This is a genomic window from Fructilactobacillus florum 8D (assembly GCF_000512295.1).
GTDB classification, from domain to species: domain Bacteria; phylum Bacillota; class Bacilli; order Lactobacillales; family Lactobacillaceae; genus Fructilactobacillus; species Fructilactobacillus florum.
On sequence record NZ_ALXG01000013.1, the window covers coordinates 26,432 to 45,443 of the forward strand.

Below are 19,012 nucleotides of genomic sequence, written 5' to 3' on the forward strand. Positions count from 1 at the left end.
AACGTTAATTAAATCCTTTCTGAGTAAACATTTGAGGGGTGTTGTTCATCAATTTCAATTAGATTACCGTCTGGATCATTAATATAGAGCGCCGTTTGGAGTTGTTTACCATGCTTTATGGTTAACGGCCCCTTGACGATCGGGATGGCATAGTTAGCTAGATGAGCGGCTAGATCAGTTAATGAATCTTTGATGAGAATGCTAAAAAAAGCAGCTCCGCAAGTGGGATGCGCAGGTCCTAGCTTCTGGGGATCGATTAGTTGGCAATGAAGTCGTTGCTTCCCTAATTGAAAGCATATTTCGTGTTGATTAGCAACGAGCACTGGTAAATCAAGAACTTCATGATAAAATTGAAGGGTCGTTTCCAAATCACGGACATGAATTTGGAGTTGAGCAATGTCGTGTACTCTCACGGGAGCATCTCCTTTTCTAAAAAAGATAATTGCTAGTATAACATACTGTAAGATTCTCTCAAATTTTGGTAAAATATTTATTATGGATTGCAACGAAAGCGAGATGAGCGTATGGCCCTATTAGATGTTACTGACTTAAGCATGAGTTTTGCAGATAAAAAATTATATGCAGACGCAAATTTTCAACTCAATAAGGGTGAGCACATGGGGGTCGTTGGCCAAAATGGGGTCGGGAAGTCGACGCTAATTAAATTGATTACGGGACAGGAACTTCCGCTGTCAGGTAGGATCAATTGGCAAAAGGATATTCGAATTGGATATTTGGATCAGTATGTAGATATTCCCAAAGAGACCACCCTAGTTGACTTTTTACACACGGCCTTTGCAGATTTATACCAGTTGAATCAGCGGATGACTGATTTATACAATGAATATGCAACAACGATGGACGAGTCCTACTTAGAAAAGGCGGGACGAATTTCTGAACAACTAGAAGCCAGTGATTTTTATGAGCTTGAGACCAAAGTGGAACAGGTTATTACTGGACTAGGACTTGATGATATTGGCCGGGATCATGAGATTGCCACGATGAGTGGTGGTCAGCGGTCCAAGATTATTTTAGCGAAGCTAATTTTGGAAGATCCAGATGTTTTGCTCTTAGATGAACCAACCAATTATTTAGATACAGCGCACATTAACTGGCTAGAAGATTACCTAAATCAATTTTCGGGTTCCGCCATCATTATTTCTCATGATTATGAATTTTTAGAAGCGGTTACTAACTGTATTGTTAATGTGGCCTTTGGTAAAATCACTAAGTATCGCGGTGACTTTAAATCTGCGATGCGGCAACGTAATGAAAAAGAAAAGACCCAACAACGGGAATTTGAAAAACAGCAAGTTCAGATTGAAAAAGCAGAAAAGTTTATTCAAAAAAACAAAGCTGGTAGTCATTCTAATATGGCTAAGTCACGAGAAAAGATGCTGGATCGCATGGATCGAATTGATCCACCGAAAAATAATACCCAAGCGGAATTTTCCTTTCCTTACCTAGAAACGGGCTCTCAAAATGCTCTGGTTGTTAACCAATTGTCGGTCGGGTATCAGCAACCGTTATTGCAGCCGGTAACTTTCTCGGTGGATACGGATCAAAAGGTGGGAATGCAGGGCTTTAATGGAGTGGGGAAATCAACCTTGATTAAAAGCATTCTGGGAATTATTGCTCCACTTGGAGGTTCGGCAACTTTTTCTCCTTCTGCCAAGGTTTCCTATTTTAGTCAAGATTTGGTGTGGGATGACCCACAACAGACTCCTATGCAGTTGATTCAAGACCAACAACCACGGTTAACTCAAAAAGAAATTCGTAGCAAATTGGCACGGTCAGGAATGGAGGCGGCAAACGCCTTTAAACCGCTGGCAATGCTTTCGGGTGGGGAACAAGTTAAAGTGAAGTTAACGCTCTTAGAATTTGTTGCCAGTAATTTTTTGATCTTAGATGAACCATCCAATCACCTAGATGATGAAACGAAAAAAGCTCTCAAATTAGCTATTAAGCGCTTTCCGGGGAATGCAATTGTGGTCAGTCATGAAGCAAGTTTCTATGAAGGACTGGCTGACAAAGTCATTGATGTCGAAAAACTTAGCTTGAAATAAACGAATAATAAAAAAGAGTGAACTGATTATTGTTCGCTCTTTTTTTAATGCGAAGGTAAAAATTTGGTTGCAAGTAGGGAGGATTTCCATTAACATAATAACAATTTAAATTATTTTTTCAGAAGGGACAGATGTGAATGCTAACGCGTGCTGAGATTCAAAGATTTCCAAAAGCCGAACTTCATTGTCATTTAGACGGTTCAATTCGACCACATACCTTGCGACAGATTGCACGGGGACAAAACATGGAGATTGAAAGTAATTTGATGGAGTTGACTCGAAAGATGGTTGGACCGGCTGATGGGAAAAATTTAGCTGATTACCTGAAAACCTTTGATTTCGTGTTACCATACCTCCAAACAGCACCTGCTTTGAAGCGGGCGGCCTATGATGTGATGGAACAAGCTGAACAAGACGGGGTTCGATACCTTGAGTTACGGTTTGCTCCAACGCTTTCCACGGCGGGGGAGCTAAGCGTGATTGATGCAATTGAAGCAGTGGCGACTGGAATTGCTGAGGCAGAGGCTGTGTATCAGATCCATGGTAATATTTTAGTCTGTGGGATGCGGACGGATGACGAAGCAATGGTCGAGCAAGTATTTGCCACCGCAGCCGATCTACATGACCAAGTTGCAGGTGTGGACTTGGCTGGTCCGGAAGCACCAGATTTTGTTAACCAATATCAGGCACCACTTAATTTAATCGTGACGGGGCAGCAGGTTGGTTTGACGTTACATGCCGGTGAATGTGGCTGTGCTCAGAATATTTGGGATGCCGTGCAGGCTGGAAGTACTAGAATCGGTCATGGGATTGCAGCGCATGGGAACCATCGTTTGGAAAAATTATTGCAACAGCGTCAAATTTGTATCGAAGGTTGTCCCACCAGTAACGTCCAAACGCGCGCGCTTCCGACTCGATCCGCATACCCGTTGCAACGGTGGCTGAGTCAAGGACAGCGACTTTGTATTAATACTGATAATCGGACCGTTTCTGATACGACTTTAACGGAGGAATATTTTGGGTTAGCGCAAACAAATGGTTTAACCCGTGAGCAGCTGCTCCAGTGCAATCTTAACGCGGTTCAGGCTTCGTTTGCGTCGCATGAACTTAAACAACAGCTGATTAATGAAATGACGATGTGGGCTTCTAACTAAAAAGGTTCTGCTACCAACCCTCGATGATGGAGGATTAGCGAGCAGAGCCTTTTTGGTTAGCTATTTTTGATTGAAAGTTCCCGCCTCGACAGATTGCAAAAAGTTGGCTAAGTGTTGGTAGTAAACCGGAGCGTTGTCAATCATGTGGTGATGACCACCCTCTGGGGTTGAAACAAACTGCGCATTAGGGATCATTTCAGCCATTCGGCGTCCCGTTGCTAGTGGCATGGTTTCATGTTCGCCAAAGGTGACTAACGTTGGAACCTTGATATCCTTAAGGTGGTCAGTAAAGTTCCATTCCCCAAGTTTACCGGTGATTACGAATTCGTTGTCACCTTGAAATGCATTGTAAAGGGGGACGCTCATGGTGTTGACTAGGTGAGCAATTGCAGCTGGTTTTTTGCGATCAACATAAGCGTCATTTAATTTTTCGACAAGCTGCTGGTAGCGATCATTATCGTAATCATTATTTGCTTCACACTGTTGCATGTATTCAAGTTCAGTAGGGCTTAAAGCAGTCTTGCGAATCTGGTTGAGATGGTCTGTATAGTCTGAGATGCGATCAACCATAGAAGAAATGATAGCGCCCTTCAAATGTTGACCGTATTTAGCAGCATACAGTTGAACGAGGGCTCCTCCCCAAGACTGACCAATCAGGTAAAACTGGTCGATTCCAAGCTTTTGACGGACTTCTTCAATCTCATCAACATAATAATCGTAGGTTTGAATCTGGCTGGCAACTTCCGGATTGTCCCAATCAGGGGTGTCTGAATACCATGATCCAAGTTGATCATACATGTGAACCTGGACATCTAGTCCCTGTTTTTTGAGTTGTTGTGCGGTGTCTTCCCAGTATTCATGGGTTCCTCCTGGGCCACCGTGAAGGGCTAGTAAGTGGATTGATCCGGTTCCTTGGGTATTCGTCCATAAATGGTAGCCGTTGTCGAGTGTTATAATGGTCGTTCCTTGTTTCATTTTTAAATCCCCGCTTTCAAACTTTATTTTTAATCATACCACGCTCAGCTCTTTTTGCGACCAGCGGATTTCTCAAAAAGGCACGCTTTTTCTGGGCGTGGTTAATTTTGGTATGCTAGAAGAGATCGGTTTAAACTTGATTGACTGTAAAAGACGGAGGTTACTATGGGTGAATTGGGATCTTTAGCTGGATTGTTAGTGGCAGCGCTTCTAGCAGGGCAGCTGGCGATGCGCATCGGCTTGCCAAATGTTGTGGGTCAAATCCTAGCTGGGATGGTCTTGGGACCGGCGGTGCTTGGGTGGTTACAGCCTACACAGGCACTAGGACTTGCTGCAAACTTGGGAGTGATTGTCCTGATGTTTTTAGCCGGACTGGAATGCGATTTTCATCAGATTAAGCGGCACGCCAAGGCGTCGCTGGGCATTGCTGTTTGTGGCGTGTTGCTACCATTACTTGCATTTACAGCGTTGGGGCTTCTTTGGCAACAAGGTTTGCGTGATGCCCTCTTTTGGGGAGTTATTTTTGCTGCTACCTCAGTTTCCATCAGCGTTGCGGTGTTGCAAGAATTCGGACAGTTAAAGACCATTGGCGGTACCGTGATTTTAGGAGCTGCTGTTGCAGATGATTTAATTTCAATTGTCTTGCTGAGTTTATTTAGTAGCTTGTTTAGCGCTAACGGACAGTCGCTTTGGGTAGTTGTTTTAGAACAGCTCTGCTATCTGGGAGGACTAGCAATTGTGATTAAATGGCTAGTCCCGGCCATTATTCAGCTGGTCGTTCGGTTTCGTGATCCAGTGTTGCTGGCAACCGTTGGCTTGATAATTGCATTGTTATTAGCGGAGTTAGCCGAAGTAGCGCATCTTAGTGCGGTCCTTGGAGCATTCTTTGCGGGAATTGCAGTGGCACGAACCTCTGGGAAGGCAACAATTGTTGCTAGTACCAACTTGGTGGGTTCAGTTTTACTAATTCCGATCTTTTTTGTTTCGGTTGGACTGGATCTGAAGTTGGTTACTAGTTGGCAAGGATTGGCATTGGTCGGGCTCTTAACCGTCGTCGCGGTGTTAACTAAATGGATTGGCTGTGGTCTGAGCGCACACTGGTTTGGTCTTGATTGGGGCACGAGTAATATAGTAGGTTCAGGGATGATTTCTCGTGGTGAGATGGCCTTGATTATTTCACAACTGGGGTTGCAGCAACACCTGCTTTCCAGTGGGCTTTATTCCGAACTAACGCTAGTAATTGTTTTGACAACCATTATATCTCCAATTTTATTGCGCTGGGGACTACGTCACCTTCAAACTGCGGTAGAATAGACTATAAGATGTTGTGGTCGGCTTGCATTGTCGCTAAAACAACTGGGTCACTAAAGTAAACGGCATGGAGATGACGATTGTGAAGCAGCTCATTGTTTTGACCGGCGCTGCCGGAACGGGGAAAACAACGGTTCAAGATTACCTAACGGAAACCTATGGGATTCCAGCGATTGTGACCCACACGACTAGATTGCCTCGACGAGGCGAACAAGCGGGTCGAGATTACTATTTTGAAACGCCAGCGAGTTTTGCTAAATTACATTTGTTAGAGCAAGTTCACTATGCTGGACATCAGTATGGGTCTTCGTATGAGGAATTGCAACGAGCGTGGCAAAAGGGATCGATTTGTTCCATTGTTCTAGATACAGCGGGGGCGCAAACTTATGTAAAGGCACTGGGTCGGCAGGTGATCGTGCTGGTATTGCAACTATCCAGTAGGACTGTCCAACAGCACCGGATGCAAGTTCGCGGTGATCAGCTGGTAGCGATTCAAAACCGTTTGGATAGTCCTGAAAATCAGCGCGACTGGAATTTTTCGTTACCTCCAAGCGGTAATTTTTATCAAATAACAAACCAAGATTGGAAGACGACGGTCAAACGTTTGGACGAAATTATGGAAAAATTAAGCTAACATTAAACTATCTTTAACGTTTCTTTGAGATAGTTAAGGCTGACGATTTTGAAGGAGATGAGCTTATGAATCGCATACCGCCCTTTTTAACTCCATTTGCGATTTTCGCGATTTCATTGGGGTTGGGAGCCACTAATGTGGTTACGAACCAGGTAACGCATACTCGGGAAGGGGCTAAAGTTACCAATCAATCGACCCCCAACAAGTCAAATGATCAGACCAATCAGACTAATGATCAACAAACTGATTCTGATGGAAATAAGAACCAACCTAAGCAGCAACCCGATGATAATCAGAACCAGCCTACCAAGCAGTCTGATAAGCAGACAGGAGACCAAAACCAGGACAATAACCAAACTACTGGGACTAACGAGAATAATAATAACTCACAGCAGTCTAATGATTCGGAAAATAAAAATACCGACTCATCCAAGAGTAATGAGGACAACCAAAATACAAATAACTCGCAACAATCCAATAAAACAACTAATTCGACGACCACGGGAGGTGGTAGTCAAGGAACTAGCACATCAAATCAGAAGAGTGGGGGTCAATAACCATGTTTAGTTTTCTTGATGGAATCAATTCTTGGTTATCTTACATTAACATTGAACCAAAAACGAAGTCCCGACTGTACGTTATTTTAGGCTTTTTGGGCGAGTTATATCTGATTTACATTAGTTATCGGTTTCTTACAAATGGGGTGATAGTTCGCGGCAGTTTGTTTTTGTTAGTGACTATCGTCTTAGCTTATTTTCTCTATCTTAATGCCATTTATTATTTTCTGAATCGTAATTCAAAGATTGATTTAACTCCTAAGCTCTATCAACTGCTGCATATTAACCCCAAAAGCGCTACTGATACGCCACCAACGCAGTATCGTAATATTCCTGCGAACGGTTTATTCGATGATCGCGAGACCATGCCAGCAACGCTAGTTAGTAATCCCGCCCAACAAGCATTTATAAACCAGTTGGCAATTGCGCTTGAAAATGAACAATTGCTTCAGAAAAATTATGGGGGGACAACTGATCGAGAGTTAACTCGGCAGCTGAAACATGGCACTACCAAAACAGTTTCGGCGATTGGAAAAGGGGTTTTGATTCCCTATTTTTCATTGGAAAATCAACCAGACGGTTACCAGGTTCGAGCTGGGATCAACGCTGCGCAGGCCGATGTGATCGGTAAAATTGAAACGGTGGGTTTGCAATCGGTTACGCAATTAGATCGGCAACGAGGCAAGTTATATTTAGCGGGAGCTTATTTAACCGGTGGTAAATATAAGATGCTGGGTCGCAACGGTTTGATGGAAAATAACGATGATTATCATGTGGAGCTCCAAGTAGCATATCAACAGCCAAGTTCTTCGCCAATGAAATAGTTTGATCAAAGTAGCTAGCTAACCTAACTTATTAGGCGCTAGTTACTTTTTTGGTTGGGCTACGGCTCTTTTTTTACTATAATTAAACCAAGTAACCAATATAAAATCAGTAGCCGAGCGTAGCTCAGGAGGATGACGAATGACCACCAAGTGTGTTTTAGGAGTAGATTTAGGAACAAGTGCCGTAAAGGTATCTGCAGTAACGCGAGCCGGAACCATTCTAGCCCAGCAATCGTTTGACTACCCACTAAATCAACCGCAACCAGGTTATAGTGAGCAGAACCCCAATGACTGGGTGATGTCCACGACCGTTGCGATTGTTCGGTTAATTCTTGATGATCAAATCCGTCCTGAAGATATCGAAGGGATTAGTTATTCCGGTCAAATGCACGGTTTGGTGCTTTTGGATAAGCAATACCAAGTGCTGCGACCCGCTATTTTGTGGAATGATACTCGAACCACCAAACAGTGTGCCGAAATTGATCAGCTGTTAGGCGATCAATTTGTTAAGATTACAGGAAATCGTCCCCTTGAAGGGTTTACGTTACCCAAGTTAATGTGGGTTAAAGAAAATGAACCGGAAATTTGGAAGCAAGCAGAACTCTTTTTGACGCCAAAGGATTATGTTCGGTATCGAATGACGGGAACGTTGGGGATTGATTATTCGGATGCAACCGGGACGACGCTGCTCGACTTGCATACTAACCAATGGAGTGATGTTATTTGCGATGCCTGTGGTATCCCCAAGCGGATTTTGCCACCATTGGTACCGTCGGGAGAAAAAGTTGGCACAATTACTGCTCAGTACGCAGAATTTTCGGGACTTTCACAACAGACGGTCGTTTTTGCAGGTGGAGCTGATAATGCTTGTGGAGCTTTAGGAGCCGGCATCTTGACCCCGAATAAGGTTCTTTCCAGCATTGGAACATCGGGAGTAATTTTAAAATATGAAGCTCAACCAAATGACGAGTATCAGGGACAAGTCCAGTTGGAGGACCACGTGATCCCGAATGCATATTATTCGATGGGCGTTACCTTGGCAGCCGGATATTCATTGAGTTGGTATCATCGAACCTTTTGCGAGGATCAATCCTTTGATGAGATGATTGAGACAGCGGCCCAAGCACCAAAAGGAGCTCATGGGTTGTTGTTCACGCCTTACATTGTTGGGGAACGAGCACCGTATGCAGATGCCAACATTCGGGGAAGCTTCATTGGTGTCGATGCTCGCCAGCAACGCGCAGACTTTACCCGTGCGGTGATTGAAGGCATTACTTTTAGTTTTCGGGATCTGTTAAATATCTATCGTAGCCAGCAATCAGATTTTGATACGGTGGTTGCCATTGGTGGCGGTGCCAAAAGTGATTTCTGGCTGCAACTGCAAGCAGATATTTTTAATACCCCGGTCACTAAGCTCGCAAATGAACAAGGACCCGGTTTAGGAGCAGCGATGTTAGCTGCGGTTGGTCTCGGTTGGTTCCCTGATTTTCAAGCTTGTGCTGAGGTGTTTGTAACCACGCAGCGAGTTTATCAACCTAATCCACTCAACGTGGCTAAATATGATGAACTATATCAGAGCTATCAAGCAATCTATCCAGCGACAAAAGATGTTTCACGGGCACTACAACGGTTTCAAGCCTAATTAAGATTGCAAACAAAAAGTCACGCTCGCTGGCAGTTACCAGTGGACGTGACTTTTATTTTGGTTAATTTAATTTAGCAATTTCACTTCGAATCCGATTACTTTCAGATCGGTGCGGGCTAGCTGTTGAAAAAATGATCCGATCATTAAGCTGTAGAGTCGTATCGCCCGTGGGCTGGACAATTTTGCCCTTGCGAAAAATCCGATTGATCGTAATTTGATCGATAAATGGGAGCTGACGCAGGGGAATTCCAATGTAGTTTTGGTTCTTCAGCGTAACTTCATGGATTACCGTTTCGTTTGATTTAATCATGTTAAAGGTCGAAGGAACTTCAATCAGTTCGCGCAGCATGGCAATACTAATCGAGAAGGTGTTATAAACCTCGACGCCAAGACTGGTTAATTCCTTTTCATGTGAATTCTTAACATTACGATCTTCAAAGCGAGCAATTACCCGTTTCACGCCGTAACGTTTAGCTGCTTTAGCTAATTGGTAGTTTTTTTCAGCATCAAGATAAGCAAAAAGTGCAATATCACAATCAAAATAGCCGTGGTCACTCAAGTATTCGGCATCGAGCGTTGGTAATAAGCTGACGTTGGCTTCACTATTAAAGGATTCATAGCTTTTGGGATTGGCGGTGTAAACCATGACATCATACCAGCTACGACTTAGTTGTTGATCTAAGGGAATCGTTACGATGTTTACGCCAAAAATATTGAGTTTGATGTTGTGATAGATATCCTTGGCAGGATTGAAAAAGTGATTGAAGGTTAGGGGACCCACAACACAAGTAATAATCGCTGCCAATAAAAAATCACCTGATTGTTGGGGAGTGATTACCTTGAGTTCTGCTGCCACGTTTAGGATGGCTAGCACCATTGTAATGGTGGCCATGGGAAGGGCGGTTCCGGCTAAAGCGTTTTTACGATTAAATCGCAGGCGTAGAATGGGATACAACATTAGTTTAGCAATGAGATAGCCGGCTAGAATCAATGGAATCAACAGGAGCGTACTTGGTGTGCTGAGTAACTGGCGGAGATTAAGTCCGACGCCACTCATAATGAAGAAAATGGGGATAAAGAATCCATAACCAATCGAATCTAATTTTTCACGCGTGCTCTCAGATGGCTGGAGTAATTTATAAACCATTCCCCCAACAAAGGCGCCAAGAACGGCTTCAGAACCGACACTTACTGCGATAAGTGACAGGAGGGCAATCATGAAAAAGGCGAGGCGAACGTCGACTTGAGTGGTGGATTTGTTGATTTGGTCGAGATGTTTGAAGAAATTACGAAACCGGTACAAGAGTAAGCCGGCAACTGCAAAGACAATTAGGGTCAGCCACAGTGATTTGGAATTGGTACCAAATAAAGAAGCATAAATGGTCAGACCAATAATAGGAACAATTTCTCCTAACGCCGATATCAACAAAATTATTTGACCAAAACTGGTTCCAAGCGTGTCTCTTTCTTTTAGTGCGGAGATAACTACCCCAAGAGAAACCGTCATAAAGAGAATGGCGGCGAGCCAAAGATCGTTAAACAGTCCGGTCAATTTCATGATAAAGCCTAACAGTAGGGAGAGAACCATAATTGAGAAATAACCAGCTCCCGCAAGTTTGAGGGGAGAGTATTTGGAAGCAGCGGCTCGCTGTTTTTGTTCAAGTTGGGAAGGATTTTTGGACCCGGGTCGAAAAATGCCGAAGTCAATTTCTAAGCCACTCAAAAATAGTAAAACAATTACGCCAATTCCAGAGAGTGCTTTTAAAATCCCATCATTTTGAATTAGATTTAATAAACTAGGGCCCAAAGCAATTCCAACCAAAATTTCAACGACAGAGGTTGGGAGGGCTGAAATCTGAAAACGGTTTAATAATAGCGGTGTAATTAGGGCTGCCAATAAGATGATAACGATTGATAACTGTTGCATATAAGCCTCCTCTAAGTGCATAACGGTTGTTATCATAACCGTTTTTTCGGGGTTTGTCGATGGAACGCAGTCGTTATTACTAAAAAAACAAGCACTGCGAAAAGCAGTGCTTGTTTTTTGTTTAATGGAAAGTTATAGCTGGACTTCTTTATCAGAAGCGCCAGTTGTCAGAATTGATAGATTGGCATCTAAAGCATATTGAACCATATTTTTAACGGCCACTTTTGTGTAAAAAGCCACGTGGGGCGTCACTAATACATTATCTCGTTGCATAAGATTTTTTAAGCGATCATCAGGAATTGCGTCAAAGTTAGCAAATTTGGTATTGAAAATGCCAACCTCGTCCTCGTAAACATCCAGAGCGGCACCACTAACCTGACCACTGTCAAGTCCACGGATCAGAGCGTCCGTATCAATGAGGCTCCCGCGGGCAGCGTTAATAATTTTGATCCCGGGTTTCATCTTGGCAATGGCTTCGTCATCAATGAGATGATCATTTGCAGCTAAGGCAGGTGCGTGTAACGTCAAGATATCAGATTGGGCAAACAACTCGTCAGGGGTCTCAACATAGATTCCCGCCTTTTGTAGTTCAGCATTAGGATAAGGATCGTAGGCGATGACCCGCGCCCCAAATCCTTGAACAATCTGGACAACGGTCCGTCCAATCCGACCGGTGGCGTAAATTCCCACCGTTTGCTGATTCATTTCTTCAGCAATGTCTGGTGCCCACGTTAAGTCTCCTTGGCGTTGTTTACTTTCAAATCGTTTGGAATGACGTAAGAGACGCATCATATCAGTAACAGCTAGCTCAGCAATGGCAGCTGGTGAGTAGGCTGGGACATTTGTTACCCGTAGATGATTTCGTTTAACGGCTTGTCGATCGATATTATCGACCCCCACGTTTCGCAATGATAGAACTTTGACCCCGTTGCTAGCAAGTCGGTCGAGAACCGTCGCTGTATATGGTTTTTGTTGATAAGCAACGACCCCATCATAACCGGCAGTTTTAGCGACACTGGTTTCATCTAAAAGCTCTGTTTCTTTAGCAACTGATACTTCTGGATGACGGGTGGCCCATTCTTCTAAATAAGGTGTTTCATCGTCTCTGATTCCGTAAGCAATGATTTTCATAATAAACTCCCCCTTCAAAACTAATTATACCATTTTAAAAATAAATCTTTTTCGGCATTTTTGAAAATGATAGCACTGTTATCCTGGCTGTTTGATTTGTAACCAGGTAAGCCATCCGGGATAAAAAAATTGGTAGAGTCCCCGACAGAGCGCCTTGGTTTCTGCTTCCTGATAGTTATGTTTGAGGATGTCACAGACAGTTGCAAAAAAAGCAAAGACTCGGAAGTGGAGTTCTTGGTAATTGAACTGAAATTCAAAGGGAATCACGTGCTGTTGCTGCATAACATTGATCAGTTCAATAAATTGTTGGGTGAAGTACCGGGTGGTCAGTTCGGCTAAATCACTGTACTGGGAACCGGCTGCATCAAATAGGAGTAATGCTCGTTTTTGTGGGTGGGCATAGATGATTGTAATCAGAGGGTCAAGATTCAACAAATACTCCTGCCAGATTTGACCGATCTTGACTTTGTTAATAGCGGCAAGTCCCTGCTGAAGCTGCTGCTTGTAGCTGTTAGTAAGGGCTGTGAACAGTGGGCTCAGGATAATTTTCAGGAGTTCGTTTTTGGATTGAAAATGCTGATAAAAGGCTCCAGTGGTGCGATTTGCCTTGCGACAAATTTCGCGAATAGTGGCATTGTCAAAGCCCTTTGTTAAAAAAACCGTCGTGGCGGCTTCAAGTAGCACCTGTTTGGTGGCTAGTTGCTCATGATGATTAGTGATAAGCGACTCCTTTCAAAGAAATAGTTGTCAAGAGTTACGTAACAGTGTTATGCTTTGATAGTTGAATTCAACGCTGGTTTAATACTTTCGACAATTTTAAGTTAGCACGGATTAGGAGGAAACGCAATGAAACAAACACGACGCTGGGTTTTGATCGGGACCCTTTTACTCATTCCCCTGTTATTAGCTGGTTGTAAAAAAAAGCAACCAGCTAGTAGCCAGCACCACCAATTAAAAGTGGTTGCTTCGACAAATGTTTATGCCCAATTAGCACAAGGAGTACTGGGTCAGGAGGGAAAAGCGACGGCCATCGTGCAAGGAACGACTGATCCTCACGATTTTGAACCAGGAACCGAAACGGCACATACGGTTGAACAGGCCGATCTGTTGATTTGGAATGGGATTGGTTACGATGATTGGATGGCGAAGCTTGCTCAAAAACAGCCCCAAGTGGTGGCAGCCCACGTTTTAGATCGCCACGATGGTGAGAACGAGCACTTGTTTTTTGATCCAAGAATGCCACGAAAAATGATTACACAGATTGAACAGCAGGCGCGCAATTTGCGTCCCAAGCAACAAAAACAGTTTCAAAAGAATGCAGCGGCTCAACAAAAGAAGTATGCTGCGGTAACGAATCTAGCTGACCAAGCGCGAACTAATCTGGCTACTAAGCAGCTGAATCAGAAAGTGGCAGTGAGTGAGCCGGTATTTAATGACGCTTTAAAATATATGGGTTATCAAGTCGCAAATGCTAGTTTCGCGAATGCAATCGATAAAGAAGTTGATCCGAGTCCTAAAGCAGTGCGTGATTTGCGTGCGTCGTTGGAAAAACGGGAGGTCGCGTTTTTTGTAGACAATACTCAAAATGATAGCAAAGTGGTTCGTCAAATGGTATCTCTAGCGAAAAAGCACCAGGTTCCGGTGATCAAAATTACGGAGACCGTGCCCCCAAAGCAAACTTATGCTGAGTGGATGACGGGAATTTACCAACAAGTTTTGGCGGTGCAAAAACAGGAACAAGGCTAATCGACCAAAGATTTCGCAGGACTGCGAAGTCTTTTTTTAATTAATTGTTGACTGTCGGTAAATTGTTGTGGGTAATTCTTGTATAATAGCGATAGAGATTAAATCAGCAAGCCTCAAACGAAGTAGGATGGAAAGGATTTAAATCATGGAAAACAATGCGATTCAAGTCAACTCAGAAATTGGACGCTTACAATCGGTGTTATTACATCGACCAGGGCAAGAGGTTGAGAATATTACACCACAGACGATGGAGCGCATGCTTTTTGATGATGTTCCTTACCAAAAGATTGCGGCTGCAGAACATGATTACTTTGCACAGACTCTCCGCAAACACGGGGTTGAGACGGTCTATGTTGAGCAATTATTGGAAGATATTTTTCAAGATGAGCAGGTTTTAGATGCATTTCTAACCGATTATTTGCGAGAACATTATTATACTGGGTCAGCAGCGCATGATTTGATGACTTACTTTCATACTTTGGCACCGGCAGATCTGGTGGCGACGATTTATGCAGGCGTCCGCCGCAACCAGGTAAGTTTTAAGCGGCCTTCTTTACATGATGTGGCTGGTTCCGACGCTGCCAATCCCTTTATCCTTGACCCACTTCCGAATGCCTACTTTACAAGGGATCCGCAGGCAATGATGGGAACGGGGTTGACGATTAATCGTATGAGTTTTGCCGCTCGGCAACCAGAATCTTTGATTTCACAATACATTATTCAATATCATCCCCGGTTTGCTGGAAAAGTCGATCTCTGGCAGGGACGGACGGGCGATGCTCGCCTAGAGGGGGGCGATGAGTTAGTGTTGAGTGATCATGTTTTAGCCATTGGAGTCTCGCAAAGAACCTCAACGCGGTCAATTGAAAAGTTAGCGCGAGAATTATTTACGAATCCTCATTCACACTTTGACCGAGTGGTAGCCGTTGAAATTCCGCATAATCATGCCATGATGCATCTTGATACGGTTTTTACAATGGTAAATTATGATCAATTTACCGTCTATCCAGGAATCATGAATGAGGCAGGTGAGCTGAACATTAATATTTTAGAACCAGGAGCACATGGAGAATTGCGGCTGTTGCATCGAACTGACCTGGCGGCGACGTTGAAAGAAGTGTTGGATTTGTCAGAAATTGATGTGATGGAAACCGGAAATGGTGATCCAGTAGTGGCAGCACGAGAACAATGGAATGATGGTTCTAACAACCTAGCGATTGCTCCTGGAGAAGTAATTACGTACGATCGTAATCACGTTTCAGTGGAATTGATGCGGCAGCATGGACTCCAAGTGTATGAAATTCACTCATCAGAATTATCAAGAGGACGTGGCGGAGCGCGGTGCATGTCACAACCGATTCGCCGAGCTCCGCTAGCAAACTAACAGGAGACAAATTGATGACAGTGCTAAATAAATTAAAAGGTTTGCAGGGTCGCTCTTTTTTAAAGGAAGTTGATTTTACACCCGCCCAACTGGAAGCTTTAATTGAATTTGCTAGCCAGTTGAAGCAGGAAAAGCAACAACACGGAAGGGTGCCTCAATACCTGCATGATAAGTCGCTGATTTTACTGTTTCAAAAAACTTCCACTAGAACGCGGTTATCATTTGAACTTGGTGGCGCTGAAATGGGGGCCCACGTGGCTTACATCGATCCAACCTCCAGCCAGTTTGGAACGAAGGAATCGATTGAAGACAGCGGTCGAGTTTTTGGTGAATTGGCAGACGGGATCGAGTATCGCGGATTTGCCCAGCAAGATTTAGAAACGTTGGCCACTGCCGCCCAAGTTCCGGTTTGGAACGGTTTGTCAAACGAGTGGCATCCAACGCAGATGATCGCTGATTTTTTGACGATTAAGGAAAATTTTGGGCATTTGCGTGGAATTAATCTGGCTTACGTTGGTGACGGGCGGAATAATGTGGCGAACTCGTTGTTGGTAACTGGTTCGATGCTGGGGGTTAACGTTCACATCGTCGCGCCTCCCGCCTTGCAGCCGAGCGCGGCTGTGCAGCAAAAAGCACAGACATTGGCGCAACAAAGCGGAGCCCGACCACTAGTAACCGCAGATATTGAGAAAGGGGTGCGAGCAGCTAACGTCATCTACACTGATGTGTGGGTTTCCATGGGTGAACATAATTGGCAAGCACGGATTGATTTGTTGCGTCCCTATCAGGTTAACTCGGCCTTACTTGAAAAAACTAAGACACCCACTGACCAGTTGATCTTCATGCATTGTTTGCCGGCTTTTCATGATGGCAATACGACTACGGCTGCCCAGGTTGCCAGTCAATGTCATGGTTTAGATGGTCCGGCTTTGGAGGTTACCGATACGGTTTTTCGTAGTAAGTACGCCCGGCAGTTTCAAGAAGCGGGCAACCGGAAACCGGCAATTATGGCGATCATGGCGGCAACGCTCGGCGATTTAACCTTATTTTGAATCGAAGCGCTTATTTGGGAAGGATTTTTAACTAATGAATAGAAAAGGCGGCGTTTCTTTGGTGGGACTAATCATGTTAGTGATTAGTTCGAGCATTGGCGCTGGGATTTACAACGCTAGTCAGCAATTGGCAGCGGTTGCTACGCCGGGGCCAGCATTATTAGCCTGGTTGATTGTCGGGATTGGAATCTTGGGATTAGCCCTCAGCTTAAAGTCATTGAGTGAAACCCATCCAGAACTAACGGGAATTTCTGACTATGCCAAAGCAGGATTTGGTAATTTTGCGGGCTTCTTATCTGGTTGGGGTTACTGGCTGTCAGCTTGGATTGGAAACATTGCCTTTGCTACGATGATGATGTCGGCTCTCGGCTACTTTTTACCGGTATTTAAATCAGGGAATTCTGGACCAGCCATCATTACCGCATCGATTATTTCATGGCTATTGACCTGGTTGGTAGTTAACGGGGTTGAAAATGCGGCTTTTATTAATTCCATTGTGACGATCGTAAAGTTAGTTCCCTTGGTGGCTTTCATTCTTTTGGGGCTCGTTACCTTTAATGCCGGTATTTTTACTGCTCATTTTTGGCAAAATTTTAGCAGCAATTTTACCTATTCAGTCGCCACCCCTAGTGGGATTTTCCAGCAAATTAAGCACTGTATTATGATCATGATGTGGATTTTCATTGGAATTGAGGGTGCTACGATGATGGCTAATCGTGCGCGCCGTCGCACGGATGCTAGTCGAGCAACTATTATTGGGTTTATCTCCTTATTGATTTTGAACGTGGTCATTTCGATGTTACCGTATGGATATCTGACGCAAGCCCAATTGGCACACGTTGGCAATCCAGCCCTAACCTATGTGGTGGAACAAATGCTTGGTCCTGTGGGTGGAGCGTTTGTCAGCATTTCTTTGATTTTGACAGTAATGGGAACTTGGCTATCCTGGACGCTATTACCAGTGGAGGCAACCAGTCAGATGGCCAACGAACATCTCTTGCCCCAGTGGTTTGGTCGTTTAAATCGGCATAGAGCGCCCGCTAATTCCCTGTGGTTAACCCAAGTGTTACTACAGTTGTTTTTAGTTTCGCTCCTTTTTACTAATCAAGCTTACCAAGTGGCGATTTCCTTTTGTACGGCTGCCATTGTAGTTTGTTACGCCTTGGTCGGAGCTTACCAAATCAAAGTTGGCTGGGCCCAACACTCGCTGAAGCTTATGGTTCCCGGAATAGTGGCACTGGGATTTGAAGTGCTTGGGATTATCTTTGCCGGGCTCCAGTACCTCTGGCTGTGTTCAATTGCATATGTCTTGGGTTTTGTCTTTTATTGGTGGGCAGCTCATGAGCAACATCGGCAGCTGACAAGCTTTGAATGGTTAGTTATGATAATCATTACACTAGCGGCGTTACTGGCAATGGTGGCATTAGTAAACGGAAGAATTGTGCTAAATTAATAAAAAAAGTTTAAGAAAATAACACCGGGTATGCAAACAATTCCAAAGGTGTTATTATTATTCTTGTAAATGTGAATGTTTTAACAAGTGAAATTTTATTTTGAAACTAGCTTTAGGAGGAACGATAATGGTAAAAGCAGCAGTTGTGCGGGAAAATTCAGATGGATATGTGGACATCAAGGATGTCTCGTTACGACCAATCAAGCCCTATGAAGCCCTTGTGAAGGTTGAATATTGCGGTCTTTGTCACACCGATTTGCACGTGGCTGCCGGTGATTTTGGAGCAGTTCCTGGTCGAATTATCGGTCATGAAGGGGTTGGTAAGGTGACCCAGATTGGTGAGGAAGTTACAAATCTAAAGGTTGGCGATCGCGTTTCAATTGCATGGTTTTACTCTGCAGATGGAACTTGTAAATATTGTGTTACCGGTAATGAAACCCTGTGTCGGCAGGTTAAAAATGCTGGCTTTAGCGTGGACGGGGCGATGGCGGAAGCCTGCATTGTTGATGCTAAGTACGCGGTAAAAGTTCCCGCAGAGCTGGATCCCGTTCAGGCAACGTCACTTACTTGTGCAGGCGTGACAACTTATAAAGCGCTCAAGGAAGGACACACTAAACCAGGTGACTGGGTTGAAATTGTTGGCGCCGGGGGTCTAGGCAATTTGGCAGTTCAACTAGCCAAAAATGTGTTTAAGGCCCGAGTAGTGGTAACGGATGGTGACCCAGAAAAACTGGCTGCTGCCAAGGAACATGGTGCTGATGTTCTCATTAATCGCCATGATGATGATGCAACTGAGCAGTTGCTTGCCCAGACAAATGGGGGCGTTCAAGTGGCTGTGGTCACTGCAGTTAGTTCACAGGCATTTACAAATGCCGTAAAAGCCTTGGCTCCAGCTGGAACTCTGGTGGCGGTAGCCTTACCTAAGGGGGAAATGGGGCTTAATATTACCAGTGCGGTGCTTGATGGAATCAAAGTAGCGGGTTCGCTAGTCGGGACGCGCGAAGATTTACGTGAAACCTTTTTATTTGGCGCCGAGCACGCCGTGGAACCGATCGTTCGAACGGATAAATTGGAGCATATTAATCAGGTAATTGACAAGATGAAGGCTGGTAAAATTGTTGGACGGGTCGTCTTCGACTTTACGCATTAATCT

The 19,012-nt window shown here is 44.2% G+C and carries 17 protein-coding genes; 12 read left to right on the forward strand and 5 right to left on the reverse strand.

All coding sequences use genetic code 11. The features are described from left to right. Positions 1–8: 8 nt before the first annotated feature. A complete protein-coding gene (locus B808_RS01255) occupies positions 9–413 on the reverse strand; it encodes a VOC family protein (RefSeq protein WP_009166894.1) in 405 nt (134 codons plus the stop codon). A gap of 111 nt (positions 414–524) precedes the next feature. Here B808_RS01255 and B808_RS01260 point away from each other — a divergent pair, with 111 nt between their 5' ends. Then, entirely contained in the window at positions 525–2,066 is a 1,542-nt protein-coding gene (locus B808_RS01260) for an ABC-F family ATP-binding cassette domain-containing protein (protein ID WP_009166893.1), read from the forward strand. A gap of 137 nt (positions 2,067–2,203) precedes the next feature. Continuing rightward, the gene (add, locus tag B808_RS01265) at positions 2,204–3,220 is read left to right on the forward strand and encodes an adenosine deaminase (protein ID WP_009166892.1); all 1,017 of its coding nucleotides are present in this window, start codon (positions 2,204–2,206) and stop codon (positions 3,218–3,220) included. Between the two features lie 60 nt (positions 3,221–3,280). Here add and B808_RS01270 read toward each other — a convergent pair whose 3' ends face one another. Next, positions 3,281–4,195: a proline iminopeptidase-family hydrolase gene (locus tag B808_RS01270; protein ID WP_009166891.1), complete on the reverse strand. Its 915-nt coding sequence runs from the start codon at positions 4,193–4,195 to the stop codon at positions 3,281–3,283. A 165-nt stretch (positions 4,196–4,360) separates the two neighbouring features. Between B808_RS01270 and B808_RS01275 the strand changes: the two genes are divergently transcribed. The 5 genes from B808_RS01275 to xylB all read left to right on the forward strand — a co-directional run bounded on the left by B808_RS01275 (position 4,361) and on the right by xylB (position 9,163). Then, the gene (locus tag B808_RS01275; protein WP_009166890.1) at positions 4,361–5,509 is read left to right on the forward strand and encodes a cation:proton antiporter; all 1,149 of its coding nucleotides are present in this window, start codon (positions 4,361–4,363) and stop codon (positions 5,507–5,509) included. Between the two features lie 79 nt (positions 5,510–5,588). Further along, a complete protein-coding gene (locus B808_RS01280) occupies positions 5,589–6,140 on the forward strand; it encodes a nucleoside/nucleotide kinase family protein (protein WP_404825384.1) in 552 nt (183 codons plus the stop codon). Between the two features lie 65 nt (positions 6,141–6,205). Continuing rightward, on the forward strand, positions 6,206–6,697 hold the full coding sequence (locus B808_RS01285; RefSeq protein WP_009166888.1) for a hypothetical protein: 492 nt from the start codon (positions 6,206–6,208) through the stop codon (positions 6,695–6,697). Between the two features lie 2 nt (positions 6,698–6,699). After that, on the forward strand, positions 6,700–7,521 hold the full coding sequence (locus B808_RS01290) for a DUF6681 family protein (protein WP_035421459.1): 822 nt from the start codon (positions 6,700–6,702) through the stop codon (positions 7,519–7,521). Between the two features lie 139 nt (positions 7,522–7,660). After that, on the forward strand, positions 7,661–9,163 hold the full coding sequence (gene xylB / locus B808_RS01295; protein ID WP_009166886.1) for a xylulokinase: 1,503 nt from the start codon (positions 7,661–7,663) through the stop codon (positions 9,161–9,163). A gap of 64 nt (positions 9,164–9,227) precedes the next feature. Here the strand turns inward: xylB and B808_RS01300 are convergent, their stop codons facing one another. The 3 genes from B808_RS01300 to B808_RS01310 form a co-directional block, all read right to left on the reverse strand. Then, a complete protein-coding gene (locus tag B808_RS01300; RefSeq protein ID WP_009166885.1) occupies positions 9,228–11,093 on the reverse strand; it encodes a cation:proton antiporter family protein in 1,866 nt (621 codons plus the stop codon). A 132-nt stretch (positions 11,094–11,225) separates the two neighbouring features. Further along, positions 11,226–12,224, reverse strand: a complete 999-nt coding sequence (locus B808_RS01305) for a D-2-hydroxyacid dehydrogenase (protein ID WP_009166884.1) — start codon at positions 12,222–12,224, stop codon at positions 11,226–11,228. Positions 12,225–12,302: 78 nt separating this feature from the next. Further along, entirely contained in the window at positions 12,303–12,908 is a 606-nt protein-coding gene (locus B808_RS01310; protein WP_009166883.1) for a TetR/AcrR family transcriptional regulator, read from the reverse strand. A gap of 162 nt (positions 12,909–13,070) precedes the next feature. Between B808_RS01310 and B808_RS01315 the strand changes: the two genes are divergently transcribed. From B808_RS01315 to adhP, 5 genes are all read left to right on the forward strand, one after another. After that, on the forward strand, positions 13,071–13,970 hold the full coding sequence (locus B808_RS01315; protein ID WP_009166882.1) for a metal ABC transporter solute-binding protein, Zn/Mn family: 900 nt from the start codon (positions 13,071–13,073) through the stop codon (positions 13,968–13,970). A 145-nt stretch (positions 13,971–14,115) separates the two neighbouring features. Continuing rightward, positions 14,116–15,354 (forward strand): arginine deiminase, encoded by a 1,239-nt coding sequence (locus tag B808_RS01320; RefSeq protein WP_009166881.1) that lies wholly within the window; start codon positions 14,116–14,118, stop codon positions 15,352–15,354. Positions 15,355–15,368: 14 nt separating this feature from the next. Continuing rightward, on the forward strand, positions 15,369–16,406 hold the full coding sequence (argF, locus tag B808_RS01325) for an ornithine carbamoyltransferase (protein ID WP_009166880.1): 1,038 nt from the start codon (positions 15,369–15,371) through the stop codon (positions 16,404–16,406). A 34-nt stretch (positions 16,407–16,440) separates the two neighbouring features. Then, the gene (locus B808_RS01330) at positions 16,441–17,859 is read left to right on the forward strand and encodes a basic amino acid/polyamine antiporter (protein WP_035421465.1); all 1,419 of its coding nucleotides are present in this window, start codon (positions 16,441–16,443) and stop codon (positions 17,857–17,859) included. Between the two features lie 127 nt (positions 17,860–17,986). After that, complete coding sequence (gene adhP / locus B808_RS01335) at positions 17,987–19,009, forward strand: alcohol dehydrogenase AdhP (RefSeq protein ID WP_035421467.1); 1,023 nt, start codon at positions 17,987–17,989, stop codon at positions 19,007–19,009. Positions 19,010–19,012: the final 3 nt, after the last annotated feature.